The organism is Bradyrhizobium sp. CCH5-F6 (assembly GCF_001556045.1).
Classification (GTDB): domain Bacteria; phylum Pseudomonadota; class Alphaproteobacteria; order Rhizobiales; family Xanthobacteraceae; genus Bradyrhizobium.
The window spans coordinates 20,077-35,536 of record NZ_LSIC01000018.1; the positions used below are offsets into that span (position 1 = coordinate 20,077).

At 64.9% G+C, this 15,460-nt stretch carries 14 protein-coding genes; 6 read left to right on the forward strand and 8 right to left on the reverse strand.

What is annotated here, in order from left to right:
• Window positions 1-150 precede the first annotated feature (150 nt).
• A complete protein-coding gene (locus tag AX729_RS03840) occupies window positions 151-525 on the reverse strand; it encodes a nuclear transport factor 2 family protein (protein WP_061020581.1) in 375 nt (124 codons plus the stop codon).
• A gap of 95 nt (window positions 526-620) precedes the next feature.
• Between AX729_RS03840 and AX729_RS03845 the strand changes: the two genes are divergently transcribed.
• The gene (locus AX729_RS03845; protein ID WP_061020582.1) at window positions 621-1,049 is read left to right on the forward strand and encodes a GFA family protein; all 429 of its coding nucleotides are present in this window, start codon (window positions 621-623) and stop codon (window positions 1,047-1,049) included.
• Window positions 1,050-1,228: 179 nt separating this feature from the next.
• Window positions 1,229-3,043, forward strand: coding sequence for a caspase family protein (locus tag AX729_RS03850; protein WP_061020583.1), 1,815 nt, complete (start codon window positions 1,229-1,231; stop codon window positions 3,041-3,043).
• 41 nt (window positions 3,044-3,084) lie between these two features.
• On the opposite strand, the gene AX729_RS03855 is transcribed toward AX729_RS03850, so the two are convergent.
• The gene (locus AX729_RS03855) at window positions 3,085-3,777 is read right to left on the reverse strand and encodes a DUF1345 domain-containing protein (protein ID WP_061020584.1); all 693 of its coding nucleotides are present in this window, start codon (window positions 3,775-3,777) and stop codon (window positions 3,085-3,087) included.
• 9 nt (window positions 3,778-3,786) lie between these two features.
• Window positions 3,787-4,710 carry a polyprenyl synthetase family protein gene (locus AX729_RS03860; RefSeq protein WP_061020585.1) on the reverse strand — a complete coding sequence of 308 codons (924 nt, stop codon included), beginning with the start codon at window positions 4,708-4,710 and terminating at the stop codon, window positions 3,787-3,789.
• Window positions 4,711-4,871: 161 nt separating this feature from the next.
• Here AX729_RS03860 and mtgA point away from each other — a divergent pair, with 161 nt between their 5' ends.
• From mtgA to AX729_RS03875, 3 genes are all read left to right on the forward strand, one after another.
• Window positions 4,872-5,546, forward strand: a complete 675-nt coding sequence (gene mtgA, locus AX729_RS03865) for a monofunctional biosynthetic peptidoglycan transglycosylase (protein WP_061020586.1) — start codon at window positions 4,872-4,874, stop codon at window positions 5,544-5,546.
• Between the two features lie 168 nt (window positions 5,547-5,714).
• Window positions 5,715-5,897 carry a 50S ribosomal protein L32 gene (gene rpmF, locus AX729_RS03870; RefSeq protein WP_007598106.1) on the forward strand — a complete coding sequence of 61 codons (183 nt, stop codon included), beginning with the start codon at window positions 5,715-5,717 and terminating at the stop codon, window positions 5,895-5,897.
• 142 nt (window positions 5,898-6,039) lie between these two features.
• Complete coding sequence (locus AX729_RS03875; RefSeq protein ID WP_061020587.1) at window positions 6,040-6,693, forward strand: hypothetical protein; 654 nt, start codon at window positions 6,040-6,042, stop codon at window positions 6,691-6,693.
• An 86-nt stretch (window positions 6,694-6,779) separates the two neighbouring features.
• Here the strand turns inward: AX729_RS03875 and AX729_RS03880 are convergent, their stop codons facing one another.
• Entirely contained in the window at window positions 6,780-7,040 is a 261-nt protein-coding gene (locus AX729_RS03880; protein ID WP_061020588.1) for a hypothetical protein, read from the reverse strand.
• A gap of 221 nt (window positions 7,041-7,261) precedes the next feature.
• Here AX729_RS03880 and AX729_RS03885 point away from each other — a divergent pair, with 221 nt between their 5' ends.
• Entirely contained in the window at window positions 7,262-8,956 is a 1,695-nt protein-coding gene (locus tag AX729_RS03885; protein WP_061020589.1) for a bifunctional diguanylate cyclase/phosphodiesterase, read from the forward strand.
• A gap of 128 nt (window positions 8,957-9,084) precedes the next feature.
• Here AX729_RS03885 and AX729_RS03890 read toward each other — a convergent pair whose 3' ends face one another.
• The 4 genes from AX729_RS03890 to AX729_RS03905 form a co-directional block, all read right to left on the reverse strand.
• On the reverse strand, window positions 9,085-10,593 hold the full coding sequence (locus AX729_RS03890) for a tripartite tricarboxylate transporter permease (RefSeq protein WP_061020590.1): 1,509 nt from the start codon (window positions 10,591-10,593) through the stop codon (window positions 9,085-9,087).
• Between the two features lie 4 nt (window positions 10,594-10,597).
• The gene (locus tag AX729_RS03895) at window positions 10,598-11,083 is read right to left on the reverse strand and encodes a tripartite tricarboxylate transporter TctB family protein (protein ID WP_061020591.1); all 486 of its coding nucleotides are present in this window, start codon (window positions 11,081-11,083) and stop codon (window positions 10,598-10,600) included.
• A 156-nt stretch (window positions 11,084-11,239) separates the two neighbouring features.
• Complete coding sequence (locus AX729_RS03900) at window positions 11,240-12,217, reverse strand: tripartite tricarboxylate transporter substrate binding protein (protein ID WP_061020592.1); 978 nt, start codon at window positions 12,215-12,217, stop codon at window positions 11,240-11,242.
• Between the two features lie 202 nt (window positions 12,218-12,419).
• Window positions 12,420-15,287 (reverse strand): PAS-domain containing protein, encoded by a 2,868-nt coding sequence (locus AX729_RS03905; protein WP_061020593.1) that lies wholly within the window; start codon window positions 15,285-15,287, stop codon window positions 12,420-12,422.
• Between the last annotated feature and the right edge of the window lie 173 nt (window positions 15,288-15,460).

Sequence of the window (15,460 nt, forward strand, 5' to 3'; positions counted from 1 at the left end):
TTGCGAGCGCAGCGAAGCAATCCAGCGTCTCTCTGCAGAGGGATTCTGGATTGCTTCGTCGCAAGGCTCTCGCAATGACGTGTGGCGAGAGTTGGGCTCGCAGTGATGAGAAGAGAGCGCCTCCCAATTCGGGGCCGAAGGCTTTGCCCCTCACTCCCTCAGGTCGTACCTGTACGATTTCGACACGATCTGCCAGCCGTCGGCGAGCTTCATCGCGACCAGATAATCGGTGAAGTAGCGCGGCGGCAGCTGGCAGCGCACCTTGATGAAGGCGGTCTTGTCGTCCGAACGGTCGATCGTGACGATGAAATCTTCGCGCGGCTTGCCTTCGGCTTTGGCCGAGGCGCGCTTGCGCACGCGATCGAGCCAGTCGGGCACGGTCAGAACCTGAAGCTCGCCCTTCTCGACCCAGCGCAGATCGGCGGAGGGGTGGAAGATGGCGCCGAGCTTTTCAGCGTCGCCCTCATAAAGTCCGTCAAAATAGGATTGCACGACGGCTTCGACGCTCGACCGGTCCTGGCTCATGAGTCATTCCTTTGCATGATGGCTTCGGGCGAACTTAGTCGTACGCATCAAAATGCGCTATGGGTGTCTCTCGTAAATTGCGCAAGGACGCTGGAATGGTCGGATCAGAGAATTCGAACGCTCGCATCCTCACCGGCGAATGCTATTGCCGCGCTGTGCGCTTTGAAGTGTGGGATGCGTTCTCTTATGCGATGAACTGCCACTGCTCGAACTGCCGTCGCACCACGGGCGCAGCGTTCAAGCCCTTCGCCGGCATCCCGCAAGACAGGCTCCGCATCGTCCATGGAGAGAACCAGCGGATGATTGTCGGCGACGATACCACCCATGATGCGCATTGCGCCTGCTGCGGCTCGCTGCTCTATTCCCGGGTGCGCGAAGGACAATGGGTCCACGTCGCCATGGGAACCCTGCTCGATACCCCCTCGATCCGGCCGAGCGCCCATATTTTTGTGGGCTCGAAGGCCCCCTGGCACGAAATTACGGACAATCTGCCGCAATATCGAGGGCACATCGGGGTTGTCTGAGGGAACCCGGTCCAGCCGTACGTGTCGGCGAACCGCGCCCTCGTTGGCGCGACAAACAAAAGGGTCTTTCAGGCTGTCGTGGGCGTCCCCTTCGTGACCTCCATCACAAGCGCCGGCGATGGATGCTGCTAAAGCGGTCCCAAAGGGCCCGACGGCCCGGAATCATCGGAAGTCGTGTCATGCGCAATGTGCTCAGACTTTGTCCGCTTCTCCTGGCCCTCGTCCTAGCCCTCGCAGTGCTGCTCGGCGCCGGGCCCGCCTTTGCCGGCAAGCGTGTCGCGCTGGTGATCGCCAATTCGGCCTATCAGCACGCGCCCTCGCTCGCCAATCCCGTCAATGACGGGGCGGTGATGGCGAAGACGCTGAAGGAGGCCGGCTTCGACGTCGTCGAGTCCCGGCACGACCTGCCGGCGCTGGACACGCGGCGGGTGCTGCGCGACTTCGCGGATGCGACCCGTGATGCCGATATCGCCGTGGTCTACTATGCCGGTCACGGCATCGAGGTCGAAGGCTCCAACTATCTGATCCCTGTCGACGCCAAGCTCGAGCGCGACACCGATGTCTACGACGAGGCGCTCTCGCTCGACCGTGTCCTGGTTGCTGTGGAGCCTGCAAAGCAGCTTCGCCTGGTGATCCTGGATGCCTGCCGCGACAATCCGTTCGGCAAGAGGATGAAGCGCACCGTTGCCTCGCGCGGCATCGGCCGTGGTCTCGCTCAGGTCGAGCCGACCAGCCCCAACACGCTGATCGCCTATTCGGCCAAGGCCGGCTTCACCGCGCAGGACGGCGACGGCGCCAACAGCCCGTTCACGGTCGCGCTGTCGAAGCATCTGACGACGCCGGGCCTCGACGTCCGCCGGGCCTTCGGCTTCGTGCGTGACGAAGTGCTCAAGTCGACGGGCAACAAGCAGGAGCCGTTCGTCTACGGGTCGCTCGGCGGCGAGGACATGCCGCTGGTGCCGGTCAGGGTGGCGGCCGCGCCAGCGGCTGCGACCAACCCGCAAGCGGATATCCGCCGCGACTACGAGCTCGCGCTCCAGGTCGGCAACAGGCCGGCGTGGGAAGCCTTTCTTGCCCAGCATCCCGACGGTTTCTATGCGAGCCTTGCCAAGCTCCAGCTGGATAAAATCGGCGCCGAGCGGGCTCACGCGGCGGCCATCGAGAAAGCGAAGCAGGCCGAGGCCGAGCGCGATCGTCTTGCTGCGCTCGGCGCGCAGAAGGATGCGCAGGCAAGGGCAGCGGCCGATGCGAAGGCCGCCGAGCAGGCACAGCTCGCCGCGCAGAAGGCCAAGGAGCAGGCGCAGCAGCAGGCGGCCGCCGCCGAGCAGCAGCGCGTCAATCTGGCCGCCTCGGCGCCCAGCACCGCGCCGGCCAGCACGGCGAGCCCCGCCGGCACCAACGTCGCCTCGCTGACCCCGGCGACCACGCCGGCCGATCTCAGCCGCTCGGTGCAGACCGAGCTCGGCCGCGTCGGGTGTTTCTCCGGGCAGGCGGACGGCAACTGGAATACGTCCTCGCAGCGATCGCTGTCGCAGTTCAACCGCTATGCCGGCACCAAGCTCGACGTGAAGGTTGCAAGCACCGACGCGCTCGATACGGTCAAGGCCAAGCCGTCGCGCGTTTGTCCGCTGGTGTGCGAGAACGGCTTCAAGGCCGATGGCGACAAATGCACCAGGATCGTCTGCCGCGAGGGTTACGCGGTCAATAGTGATAATGAATGCGAGAAGCAGCGTGCCGCCAAGCCGGCCAAGCCTGCGACCGCGAAGCGCGACGACGGCGACGAGCGTCCCGCACGGCAGCGTCGTCAGTCCGGCGGCGCGGCTGCGGGCGGCTACGGTGCCGCTGCGGGCATCGCTGGTGCAGGCCGCGCCGCTGGTGGCGGGCAGATCCTCTGCAACAGCGCCGGCTGTCGTCCGGTCCATCGCGGTTGCCGCCTCGAATATCGCGGCGGTGGCGGCCCCGGCAACGACGCCAATACAGAGGTATGTTACTGATCGTGCGCTCTGGATCGTCCCGGCGAAGCCTGGGACGACGGCTAAGCCGAGATCGCGCTCGCTGCGATGTTGACCGTCAGCGCCAGCAAGGCCGTGTTGTAGATGAACGATATGATCCCGTGCGCCGTGGCCGTGCGGCGGATCGTCCTGTCGGTAATGCCGACGTCGGAGACCTGCGCGGTCATGCCGATCACGAATGAGAAATAGACGAAGTCCCAATAGTCGACGTGGTCTTCGTTGCCGCCGCTCGGAAACTGAAGGCCGCCCGGCTTGACGTTTCGATAATAATCATGCGCGTAATGCAGCGCGAAGGTCGTGTGCACGGCGGCCCATGACAGCACGATGGTGGTGATCGCGATCGTGAGCTCCAGCACTCCCCGATGCGGCGTGCCGAGCTCGGAGACGATCGCAGCGATGCTGGCGAAGGCGCCGATCGCCGTCACCAGCAGGATCACGAAGCGGCCATCGTCCTGCATCGCGGCGGCACGGCGGATGTGCTGATGGTCGTTGCACAGCATCATCACATAGACCAGCACGAGATAGACCGCGATCAGCGCGTCCCAGCCGAGCAGGAGCCGTGTCACCAGCCGGTAGGTCCCAGGCAGCAGCAGGCAGACGAGGACGCCGGCCGCGAGTGCGATGAAGGTTCGCGGCCGCGCATAGATCAGCCGCACCGGCCGCGACATCTGGCGGAAGCGGACGAGGGCGGGATCCTCTTTGCCGCCGGCCGCCATCGACGCGCTTCAGTTCTTCCGCTCGGCGACGAAGCGCGCGGCGGCTTGCAGCACGGCGGCGCGGTCGCCGAAGATTGAGACCGCGCTGTCGGCCCGCGCGAGCAAATCGCGTACGCGCTGCTTGGCGCCGTCGATGCCGAGCTGGGTAACGAAGGTGGTCTTGCCAAGCGCGGCATCGGCGCCAGCGGGCTTGCCGAGCGCGGCCGCATCGCCTTCGACATCGAGCAGATCGTCGGCGATCTGGAAGGCTTCGCCGAGCGCGCGCCCGTAATCGTCGAGCGCCTGGTATTCCTTATCCGAGGCCTGGCCGAGGATTGCGCCGGCGATGCAGCCGTAACGCAGCAGCGCGCCGGTCTTCATCTGCTGGATCCGAGCGACATCGATCGGCTCGTTGCCGCCAAAACGGCCTTCGCCGGCGAGGTCGAGGATCTGGCCGCCGACCATGCCGCCGATGCCGGCACAGCGCGCCAGCGCGCGCGTCAGCAGCAGCCGCACATTGGCGTCGCGATGGATCTCGTCGCGGGTGATGATGTCGAAGGCGAGCGTCAGAAGGCCGTCGCCGGCGAGGATCGCGGTGGCGTCGTCGGTCTTCTTGTGCAGGGTGGGACGGCCGCGGCGCAGGTCCGAATTGTCCATCGCCGGCAGATCGTCATGGATCAGCGAATAGCAGTGGATGCATTCGAGCGCCGCGCCGGCGAGCAGGGCCGCCTCGCGCGGCACGCCGAACACGGCGGCGCTCTCCACCACCAGGAACGGCCGGAGGCGCTTGCCGCCATTCAGGCTCGAATAGCGCATTGCGTCCATCAGTCGCTTGGGCCGGGCGATTTCGTCGTGCAGGATGTCGTCCGACAGCAGGCGTCCGAGCAGGGCCTCGGTGTCATCAGCGGTCTTGTCCAGACGTTTGGCGAAATCGGACGGGGACGTGCCGGTCATCAAGAAGGGCTCCAGAACTAAAATTCGGCGGGACAATCCTTTATGAGCCCGCCTCAGTCAATCGTTTGGAAGGCCTAAAAAGTGCTGGAAAAGGCCCGAATTATCACAGACTTAATGGCTCAGCCCGCGGCCGCGGTTCAGTTTGCGCCGGAAAGGTCGATTTGCGCATCGTCAAGATCCTTCTCCTGGTGCTCCTGATCGCGGCTCTCGCGCCCTATGTGATCGCGCCGTTCTACCGCACCGGCCATCCGGTTTCGACGCTGATGGCATGGCGCTCGCTCACGGGCGCGCCGATGCACCGGGAGTGGATCGATCTGTCTGATATGTCGCCCCATCTCCCGCGCGCGGTGGTGGCGGCCGAGGATGCCCATTTCTGCAGGCATCACGGCATCGATTGGGGCGCGCTGCGCGAGGCGATCGACGATGCGAAGGAGGATGGCACCCCCTTCCGCGGCGCCTCCACCATCACCCAGCAGGTGGCGAAAAACCTGTTTCTCTGGCAGGGGCGCGATTTCGTCCGCAAGGCGCTGGAATTCCCGTTGGCGCTATGGATCGACCTCGTGCTGCCCAAGCCCCGGATTCTCGAAATTTACCTCAATATCGCCGAGCTCGGCCCGCAGGGGCAGTTTGGGGTGGAGGCGGCCAGCGCCTATGCCTTCGGCAAATCGGCCGAGAACCTCACCGCCCGGGAGGCGGCGCTTCTGGCCTCGATCCTGCCGAATCCGGTGAAGCGCAGCGCCCGAACCCCGGGACCGGGTGTCCGGAGGCTGGCAGCCACCTATATGGCGCGGGGGCAGGCGAGCTCACTTGCGACCTGCTGGCGTGAAAATCGCTGATTTCGGGCCCGTTCCGGGCGCATTTTCCGCCCCAAGAGCCTAGCTTTACGGCCGGCCTTCCTCTATAAGCCCGGCCTTGATCGGCATTCAGCTCGCCTCGTATTGCGGGTGCTGAGCCGTCCTTCGCGGACGATGCCCTGATGACACCAATCCCTAGAGGATATTGAAATGGCCGTTCCGAGAAGAAAAACCTCGCCGTCGCGCCGTGGCATGCGCCGCTCGGCTGACGCCATCAAGAAGCCGACCTATGTGGAAGACAAGGACTCCGGCGAGCTCCGTCGTCCGCACCATCTCGACCTCAAGACCGGCATGTACAAGGGCCGTCAGGTCCTGAAGAAGAAAGAGTCCTGAAGGCAGGACCTTTCCTCAGGCGGGACGATTGGCTCTGCCTGATTTCGGCCAACCCATGAGCTAGACGGTGACGGCGGCGGAGCAAATGCTTCGCCGCTGCATTGTTCTGTCCGGATATCTTGATCGAGAAGGCATTTCGCCGATGGTCGGTTTCCCGCTGCTTCTGATTCCGCTCGCGGTCTACAACATCATCGTCTTCCTGATGCCCGGCGTGTCCTTCTCGGACGTGCTGTTCAATGTGCCGATGATCACGGGCGAGAGCTGGCCGGTCACGCTCGCCGATCTCCTGCTCGCGCTCGGCGTGGTGCTCCTGCTGCTCGAAGTGGTCAAGGGCGCGCGGCCAGGCGCGAAATTCCTGATGGATCATTTGCTGTCGCTGATCGTCTTCGGAGCGGCCGCAGCCGAATTCGTGATGTGGCCCAAATTCGGCAACTCCACCTTTTTCCTGCTGGTCTTGATGGCGATGGCCGACTTCTTCGCCGGCATTGCCCAGCGCACGCGTCGGCGCGTCACCTATGTTGCCGAGACGACGGTGCCGGCGCCACGCAGGGCCAAGCGCAAGGGCGAAGTGCCGGCGGATGATGCGGACGCCGCCTCCAGGTTCGAGCCGGTGATTGCGCCGCAGCCGGCGCCGGCGGTGCCGCCCGCACCCTCGGCGCAATCCGTCGCCGAATCGGTGCTGATGGATCATCCTGCGCCAAAGCCGGTGCAGGGCTCACCCTCGCCGGAAATTCCCTCGCCGCATCTTCAGCCGGGCAACGGCACGCCGTCGTCCCCCGAGGCGCCGCCACGCTGACCAAGGGCGCTCTTGGGCGCGCCGACCCTTCCGCAAGCGGCAGCGTGCTGCGAGCGTGAGGCAACAATTATCCAATAAGCTGGGGCTTACGCCACCTGCCGCGTTCGCGCGGTGACGCTTCCCAGTGGTCGCTTGCTGCCATAGGCCGTTCGCGCATCTTCGGAAGAGGCGCGGCGGAGCCGGCTGGTCTGGGGCAGAAATTCGGCACTGGCGATGAGCTGGGTGACGAAGCTCGGATCGGGACGCGGCAGCGGCGCCTTGTGAACCCACTGCAACGTCGGCAACAGCGGCACCAGGGCCGTGCCTGCGCCGTTGTTCGCTACGTCTGACCGATCGGTACTCAACATCGCAATCACCGTTGATCCGGCGAGATTGTCGCGTTTCGGGACGCAGGCGCCGGTGCGAGTCCTGTACTCGCAAGGCCTATGCCGGCCGGGCCGGTTTGGTTCCCCGCGCCGGGGAAACGTGGTTTCCAAATTGTTTATCAACTTTGCCTAGGGTTGGGGGCGAATCTGGCTCTATCCTGTGCCGGCGCAGGACTTCTCCACTGTCCCAGAACGAGGCGATTTTGACCCCCGCATTGCCGCAAGCCTCCGACATCCTGGCCGCGCTCGGCCAAGCCGTGTTCGCCTGGGACATCGCCAGCGATGTCATCGTCTGGGGCGAGCAGGTCGGCAGCATCTTTCCCGATATCCCCGCCGAGCGGCTCGCGACCGGGGCCGAGTTCGCCAAGCTGATCGAGCCCGCGCAAACGCTGCGGACCGCGGCCCTGGCGCAGACCTCGGCCGTGCACGGCGCCGACGGCACCCCTTACCGGGTCGAGTACGGCGTCCGCATGAGCGCCGCCGATCCCGTGATCTGGGTCGAGGAGACCGGCCGCTGGTTCGCGGGCCCCGATGGCCGCCCCACGCGCGCGATCGGCTCCGTTCGCATCAACAATGAACGTCATGCCCGCGACGAGGAATTGGCCAAGCTGGCCCGGCTCGATCCCCTGACCGGCGAGCTCAACCGCTCCCATCTGCTGGCGGCGCTGGCCGAGGCGATCGAGGAGACGACCCGCTTCCGTTCGAGCGCGGCCTTCATGCTGGTCGGCATCGACCATCTCGCCCGCGTCAACGACGCCTTCGGCTTCGACGTTGCCGACGCCGTGATCCTCGATGTCGCCAAGCGCATTCGCTCGCGCCTGCGGGGCGGCGACGTGCTCGGACGCTTCTCCGGCAACAAGTTCGGCCTGATCCTGAAGAACTGTACCGTCGATGACATGAACGTCGCCGCCGAGCGCTTCCTCACGGGGATCCGCGACGAGGTGGTGCCAACCAAATCCGGCCCGGTCTCGATCACCGCCTCGATCGGCGCGGTCAGCCTGCCGCGCTACGCCCGCAACACGGACGAGGCGGTCAACCGCGCCCATGAGACGCTGGATGCCGCCAAGCGCCGCCGCGCCGGCTCGTTCGCGGCATGGCGTCCGGATGCCGCGCGCGACGCCCAGCGCCGGGTCAACATCCGCGTCACCGACGAGATCGTCACCGCGCTGAACGAGCGCCGTATCAGGCTTGCCTATGAGCCGGTGGTCTCGGCCAGCTCGCGCGAACGCGCCTTCCACGAATGCCTGGTGCGGATGGACCAGGGCGATGGCCAGGTGCTGCTCGCGCCCGACATCGTGCCGGTCGCCGAACGGCTCGGCCTGATCCGCCTCGTCGATCACCGCGTGCTCGAGCTCGTGGTCGCCGAGCTCGCCGCTGCGCCCGACATCTGCCTCAGCCTCAACATCTCGCCGGACACGACCATGGATCCGGACTGGTGGGCGGGGATCGAGTCGCTGATGCTGGCCCATCCCGGTGTGGCCGAGCGGCTGATCGTCGAGATCACGGAGACGGTGGCGATCCAGGACCTCGACGACGTCCGCGGCTTCGTCACGCGCCTGAAGAATTTCGGCAGCCGCATCGCCATCGACGATTTCGGTGCCGGCTACACCTCGTTCCGAAACCTGCGCAAGCTCGGCGTGGATATCGTGAAGATCGACGGCGCATTCGTGCAGAACATCACCCATTCCGCGGACGACCGCGCCTTCGTGCAGACCCTGATCGATCTTGCCCGCCGCCTCGACATCAAGACGGTGGCGGAATGGGTGCAGGATGAAGAGGCAGCAAACATGCTGCGCGAGTGGGGCTGCGACTATATCCAGGGCCGCCTGATCGGCTTGGCATCGGCCGAGCGGCCGTGGGGCGCTTTAACGGACGGCGCGCTGCCTGCGGCAAGCTGAGATGCCGTAGGGTGGCAAAGGCGCACTTGCGCCGTGCCCACCCTACCTCCGTGATGGATACAGATCGTGGGCACGCTTCCGCCTTCGCTCTTCGAGCTACGGCGGACAAGTCGCTTTGCCCGAGATTCTCACGCCCCCTCGTCCAGCGCCACCAGCTCGCGCTTCTTGCGCAGTGACGGCAATAGCGGCGCGATCAGCAGCACCAGGGCAAACACGAGACACACTGCCGAGATCGGCCGCTGCACGAATGTCCAGAGATCGCCCTGCGACAGGATCAGCGACTTCCGCAGATTGTTCTCCATCATCGGCCCCAGCACGAAGGCGAGCACCAGTGGCGCGGGCTCATAGCCGAGCTTGCGCATGAAATAGCCGATGATCCCGAACGCGATCATCACGTAGACGTCGAACACGTTGTTGCTCGAGCAATAGACGCCCAGGATCGTGAACAGGATGATCAGCGGGAATAGGATGTTGTAGGGCAGCTTGAGCAGCTGCACCCACATGCCGATCATCGGCAGGTTCAGGATCAGCAGCATGACGTTGCCGATATACATGCTGGCGACGATGCCCCAGAACAGCCCGGGGTTTTGCGTGATCAGCAGCGGTCCCGGCTGCAGGCCGTGAATGACGAAGGCCCCTAACAGCAGCGCCATCACGACATTCGGCGGGATGCCGAGCGTCATCAGCGGAATGAAGGCCCCGCCCGCGGCGGCATTGTTCGCCGATTCCGGTCCTGCGACGCCTTCGATCGCACCATGGCCGAAACGCTCGGGCGTCTTCGACAGCCGCTTCTCCAGCGCATAGGAGGCGAAGGACGCCACCACCGCCCCGCCACCCGGCAGGATGCCGAGAAAGAAGCCGAGGATGGTGCCGCGGCCGACCGGGCCTGCGCTCGCCTTCAAGTCTTCTTTGCTGGGCAGGAGATGGGTGATCCTGGTGTTGATGATGTCCCGCTTGATGACCTGCTCGGTGTTGAGCAGAACCTCGGCAATGCCGAACAGGCCCATCACGACCGGCACGAGGCCGATGCCGTCGATCAGCTCCATACGGCCGAATGTCAGCCGCGGCTGCGCGGTGATGCTATCGAGCCCGACCAGCCCGAGCACGACACCGATGCACGCCATCAGCAGCGCCTTCGGCATCGATCCCTGGGTGAGGAAGGTGAGCACGACGAGGCCGAGCACCATCAGGCTGAAATACTCGGCCGGGCCGAACGCGATCGCGACACTGGCGAGCTTCGGCGCCACCAGCATCAAGGCGATCAGCGCAAATGTGCCGGCGGCAAAGGAGCCGAAAGCGGCGATGCCGAGCGCGGGCCCGGCGCGGCCCTGTTTCGCCATCTGGTGGCCGTCGATGCAGGTGACGACGGAGGCGGCTTCGCCGGGGATGTTGACCAGGATCGAGGTGGTCGAGCCGCCATACATCGAGCCGTAATAGATGCCGGCCATCATGATGATGCCGGATTCCGGCGTGCCCGACAGCGTCACCGGCAACAGCAGCGACATCGCCGAGATCGGCCCGATGCCCGGCAATACGCCGACCAGCGTGCCGATGAAGACGCCGATGAAGCAGTAGAGCAGGTTGATCGGCAGCAGCGCGACGCCGAACCCGTGCGCGACATTGGCAAGCGTATCCATGGCGTCAGCCGATCCCGAACAGACCTGAGGGCAACTGGATCAACAGCAGCCGCTTGAGCACCCACCACATGCCTGACGGCACCAGCACCGCGATCGGTATCGCGAGCGTCCAGCGCACGGGATCGATCAGCCGCAACAGCAACAGCATCAGCGGGATCGACGACAACAGGAATCCCAGCGGCTCCAGCGCGAAGGAGAATGCGGTGAGGCAGGCGATGATGAGAAGCGGCTTGCTCCAGCGCACATTCTCCCAGCGCGAGGCCAGCGTCGGACCGCCCTCGGTGACCGCCGAGACGATGATGGCGCCTGCGAACACGCACATCAGGATGCCTGTATAGAAAAGCACGTAACCGGAGCCGGGATCGTTGATGGTGCCGAGCCTGAGCTTCAGGCCCGACCAGATCACGAAGCCGCCAAGCGCAAGCCCGATCAATCCGCCCCAGAGTTCGGAATTCGCGAGGCGGAGCCTGACGTTGGTTGGGTTGTTCATATGAGACACCTCTCGACCTCCGTCACCCCGAGGTGGCCGCTTCTTCAGCGGCCCTCGAAGGGCGACGGCGTCCCGATCCATCCTTCGAGGCGAGCCGCAAGCGCGGCTCGCACCTCAGGATGACGCCAGCATGATTGGCGACACGACCCTACTTCTTCACTTCTTCGCCAGCCCGAGCGTGTCGATCACCTTGCGCTCGGATTCCGTGACCTCGACGACGAATTTCTTGTAGTCGTCGGTGTTCTTGTAGTTCGGCACCATGTCGAATTTGGCGAGCGTCGCGATCACCGCCGGGTCCTCGAGCGCCTTCTTGAAGGCATCATGCAGCTTGGCGACGATCTTGGGATCCATCCCCTTTGGCCCGGCAATGCCGAACGGGGAGTCGTAGACCATGGGATAGCCCAGCTCCTTCAGCGTCGGCACGTCAGGGTAATTCGGCGAGCGGGCGCCGGTCCACACCATCAGCAGCCGCAGCTTGCCGGCGTCGACCAGCGGCCGCCAACCCGTGGAATCAGCCTGAAGCATGGTGTGCTGACCGAGCACGGCGGCGTTGGTCTCTGCACCTCCCTTGAACGGCACCTGCGTCAGCTTGATACCGGCCATCCCCGCGATCTGCTCCATGCCGATATGGAGCGAAGTGCCGGCGCCCGGCGTTGCGTAGGTCACCTTGCCCGGGTTCGCCTTGGCGAACTCCACCACGTCCTTCCAGCTCTTGAACTGCGACTCGGCGCTGGTGGTGACGCCGAAAGTGTAGCCGGTGAGATGGACGATGTAGCTGAAATCCTTCGCCGGATCCCACGACACCTCCTGCATCAGCGGAAGGCGGAACACCGTGATCGGGATCTGCGAGATGGTGTAGCCGTCCGGTTTCGCCGCCGCAGCCATCGTCGCCGGTCCGACCGTGCCGCCGCCGCCAGCCTTGTTGTCGATCACGATCGGCTGCCCCAGGACCTTCGAGGCGCTCTCGGCGATCGCCCGCATCGAGATATCGGTCGAGCCGCCGGCCGGCCATGGCACGATCAGCGTGATCGGCTTGCTGGGATAGTCCTGCGCGTTGACGGCAGTCGAGAGCATTGCTCCCAAGACAGCGTGCACCGCGGCAAATGCGATCGTCTTCAGCCCGTATCCCGACATCGAAGCGCCTCCCTCGCAGCGGCCTCTTTGGACCGCCGCCTCCCGTTCTTGTGAGGTGATTGTTTCCGAAATCGAGGGAGAAGAAAAGCGCATTGCGCAGCCTGGATGCGGCTGTCGGGCAACAATTGCGGCGGAGGTGGCGCGTGCGACAATTCGTCGTTTGGTCGCGTGCCGAGAGGCGGAATTTGAGGGCCCGAAGCCGTCAGGCCACGCGCCGGACCATGTTCAGCCTTTCGATGGTGCGGCCGACCTCCGATGCGAGACACGGCTTGCCGAAATAGTAGCCTTGGACCGCGGTGCAGCCGCATTCGCGGACAAAATCGAGCTGCTCTTCGGTCTCCACGCCCTCAGCCGTGGTCTCGACGCCGAGCACGGAACCGAGGCTTGCGATGGTGCGGACGATGGCAACGCTCTCCGGGCTTTCGCCGAGCGTGCCGACGAAGGAGCGGTCGATCTTGATACGGTCGAACGGAAACTTGCGCAGATAGCTGAGCGATGAATAGCCGACGCCGAAATCGTCGAGGCTGACGCGTACCCCGAGCGCGCGAAGCTGGTGCAGGATCTCGATCGTCGCCTCGCTGTCGTCCAGCAGCGCCGTCTCGGTGACCTCGAGTTCGAGCCGTTGCGGGGGCAGGCCGGCTTCCGCAAGTGCGCTCGTGACCATCGCCACCAGCCCGCGCGCGCGGAATTGCACTGGCGACAGGTTCACCGCGACGGTGACATCGGGCCAGGATGCCGCGGATGCGCAGGCCGTGCGCAGCACCCATTCGCCGATCGGAACGATCAGCCCGTTCTCCTCCGCAATCGGAATGAACTCGGCAGGAGAGACCAAGCCGCGCGAGGGATGATTCCAGCGGAGCAGCGCCTCGAAGCCGGTGAGCTCGGAGGGATCGAGCCGCATCTGCGGCTGGAACACCAGGTGGAATTCGCGTCCTTCCAGCGCGCCGCCCAGATCCTGCTCCAGCGCGTGGCGGCTGCGCGCCGCTTCCTCCATCTCGGGCTCGAACAGCTGATGGGCTCCGCGCCCCCTGGCCTTGGCCTGGTACAGCGCGAGGTCGGCGCATTTCATCAGCTCATCGGCATCCAGGCCGTGGTCGGGTGCGATCGCGATGCCGACGGAGACGCCGACATGGATCGACTGGCTTTCCAGCGGCGGCGGGTGGCCGATGATCTCGACGAGGCGGCGGGCGAGCTGTTCGGCCGATTGCGGCTGAGGTCCGCGCTGAAGTATGGCGAACTCGTCGCCGCCGAGGCGGGCGACGGTGTCGTGCTCGCCGACATTCTCCTTCAGCCGCGCCGCGACCCAGCGCAGCAGGCGATCGCCCGCGGCATGGCCGAGGCGGTCGTTGACGGTCTTGAAGTTGTCGAGGTCGAAGCAAAGCACGGCCATGGCGCCGCCGGCGGTCGCGACCTGGTTCAGTCCCTCGCTCATCTTCTCGCGGAACAAAGTGCGGTTGGGCAGGTCGGTGAGCGAATCGTGCCGCGCCATGTGCGCGACCCGGGCCTGGGCCTTGTGGCGCTCGGTGACGTCCTCGTAGGTGACGACCCAGCCGCCATGCTCCATCCGCTTGTGATTGAGCTTGATGATGCGGCCGTCGCTCAAGTGCCGGTGCAACGTGTGCTCGCCCTCGCGCAACCTCTCGACGTAGTCGGCATAGAGCTTGGCGCCGGTCGTGTCCGGATGGTTGCCGAGCTCGCAACTGTGCTCCATGATCTCGCGCATCGAAACGCCGGGTTTCACGATCTCCGGCGACAGTCCGTACATCTCGATATAGCGGCGATTGCAGACGATCACGCGCAGGCTCGAATCGAGCATGCACAGGCCCTGGCTCATGTTGTTCAGCGCGGCGTCGAAGCGGCGGTACTGCTCGCTCAGCTGCTCGATCGCACGCTCACGCTCCGTGATGTCCTCATAGGTGGCGACGAAGCCGCCCTCGGAGAGCGCACAATAGCGTACCGAAACCACGGTGCCATTCGACATGCGCCGGCGCATCGGCGAGGAGTCGCGAATCGCGATCATCTTGCGCGCGGCTTCGATGAGCTGCTGCGGACTGTGTTCGGAGGAGAACGCACCATTCGCCATCGATCGCTCGATCAGCTCGGCGAGATGCGTGCCGGGCCTGGTCTCCTCCGGCGACAGCCGGTAGATCTTGCGGTAGGTGGTGTTGCAAACCCGAAGGCGCATGTCGCTGTCGTAGAAGGCGAGCCCGTGCGCCATGTTCTCCAGCGCCGCGTCGAGCATGAAGTTCTGCTGCCTCAGCGTTTCCTCATATTGCAGCCGCTCCGTGACGTCCTCGTGCAGCGTCACCCAGCCGCCGTCGGGGAGGAAGCGGGAGACCGCCTGCACCATCCGTCCGTCATAACGCATCACCAGCAGGGTTTTCGCCTTCCTGCGGCGGACATCGTCCAGTCGGCTCTCGTGAAATTCGTCGCCTGACATGCCCGGCATGTTGCCGCGCGACATCCAGTGCTCGATCACCGTACAATGCGGGACGCCCGGCTTCACGATCTCGGGATCGAGGTCGTAGAGCTTCAGGAACCGTTCGTTGCAGACGACGACGCGGCTGTCGACGTCGTACATAATGAGGCCGTGAGACATGTTGGCGAGGGCATGCTGGCTCCGCTCGGTCTGCACGCGCAATTCCGCTTCGAGCCGGGCGAGGCGGCTGACATCGTCGCAGATCGTCATCCAGCCGCCGCCGGGGAGCGGCTTCAGCTCGAGCGACATCACGAGGCCGCTTGCCAGCCGCTGCTCGGTTCGGAACGGCTTGCCCGCGGCGATCTTCGCGATCCGCGCCGAATACAACGCGTCGAGCTGGTCTTGCGGAAAGTTGCCGCACCTCGCGCTGTGCGCGAGCACCTCGCGGTAGGTCGTCCCGACCCGCACGACTTTGGACGACATGTTGAAGAAGGAGAGGTAGCGCTGATTGACCAGCACGATCCGGTTGTGGGCATCGTAGACGCAGACACCCTGTTCCATATGGTCGAGCGCGAGCTGGCTGAGCGCAACCAGGGCCTCCGGGCCCTGCTCGCGGCTTGCACCAAGCTCGTTCTCGGGGGTCGACGTCATGGAATCGGCGGGATCTCGGCGGGCAACAGACTTGACGCAACGTAGTTCAGCTACCGAGGGTAGCGAAGAGGGCGGAAAATTCCCTTAAGTGCTGTAGTTTACGGAGGGTGACTGGCGATGCAGAGATCTGTGTGTCGCGATCTGCATGATGAGGTCCAACTCCAGGCACCGAC

Coding starts and splice junctions, on each gene's coding strand:
- AX729_RS03840 (WP_061020581.1), bottom strand. CDS start 525: ATGAGCCAGGACCGGTCGAGCGTCGAAGCCGTCGTGCAATCCTATTTT.
- AX729_RS03845 (WP_061020582.1), top strand. CDS start 621: ATGGTCGGATCAGAGAATTCGAACGCTCGCATCCTCACCGGCGAATGC.
- AX729_RS03850 (WP_061020583.1), top strand. CDS start 1,229: ATGCGCAATGTGCTCAGACTTTGTCCGCTTCTCCTGGCCCTCGTCCTA.
- AX729_RS03855 (WP_061020584.1), bottom strand. CDS start 3,777: ATGGCGGCCGGCGGCAAAGAGGATCCCGCCCTCGTCCGCTTCCGCCAG.
- AX729_RS03860 (WP_061020585.1), bottom strand. CDS start 4,710: ATGACCGGCACGTCCCCGTCCGATTTCGCCAAACGTCTGGACAAGACC.
- rpmF (WP_007598106.1), top strand. CDS start 5,715: ATGGCCGTTCCGAGAAGAAAAACCTCGCCGTCGCGCCGTGGCATGCGC.
- AX729_RS03875 (WP_061020587.1), top strand. CDS start 6,040: ATGGTCGGTTTCCCGCTGCTTCTGATTCCGCTCGCGGTCTACAACATC.
- AX729_RS03880 (WP_061020588.1), bottom strand. CDS start 7,040: ATGTTGAGTACCGATCGGTCAGACGTAGCGAACAACGGCGCAGGCACG.
- AX729_RS03890 (WP_061020590.1), bottom strand. CDS start 10,593: ATGGATACGCTTGCCAATGTCGCGCACGGGTTCGGCGTCGCGCTGCTG.
- AX729_RS03895 (WP_061020591.1), bottom strand. CDS start 11,083: ATGAACAACCCAACCAACGTCAGGCTCCGCCTCGCGAATTCCGAACTC.
- AX729_RS03900 (WP_061020592.1), bottom strand. CDS start 12,217: ATGTCGGGATACGGGCTGAAGACGATCGCATTTGCCGCGGTGCACGCT.
- AX729_RS03905 (WP_061020593.1), bottom strand. CDS start 15,287: ATGACGTCGACCCCCGAGAACGAGCTTGGTGCAAGCCGCGAGCAGGGC.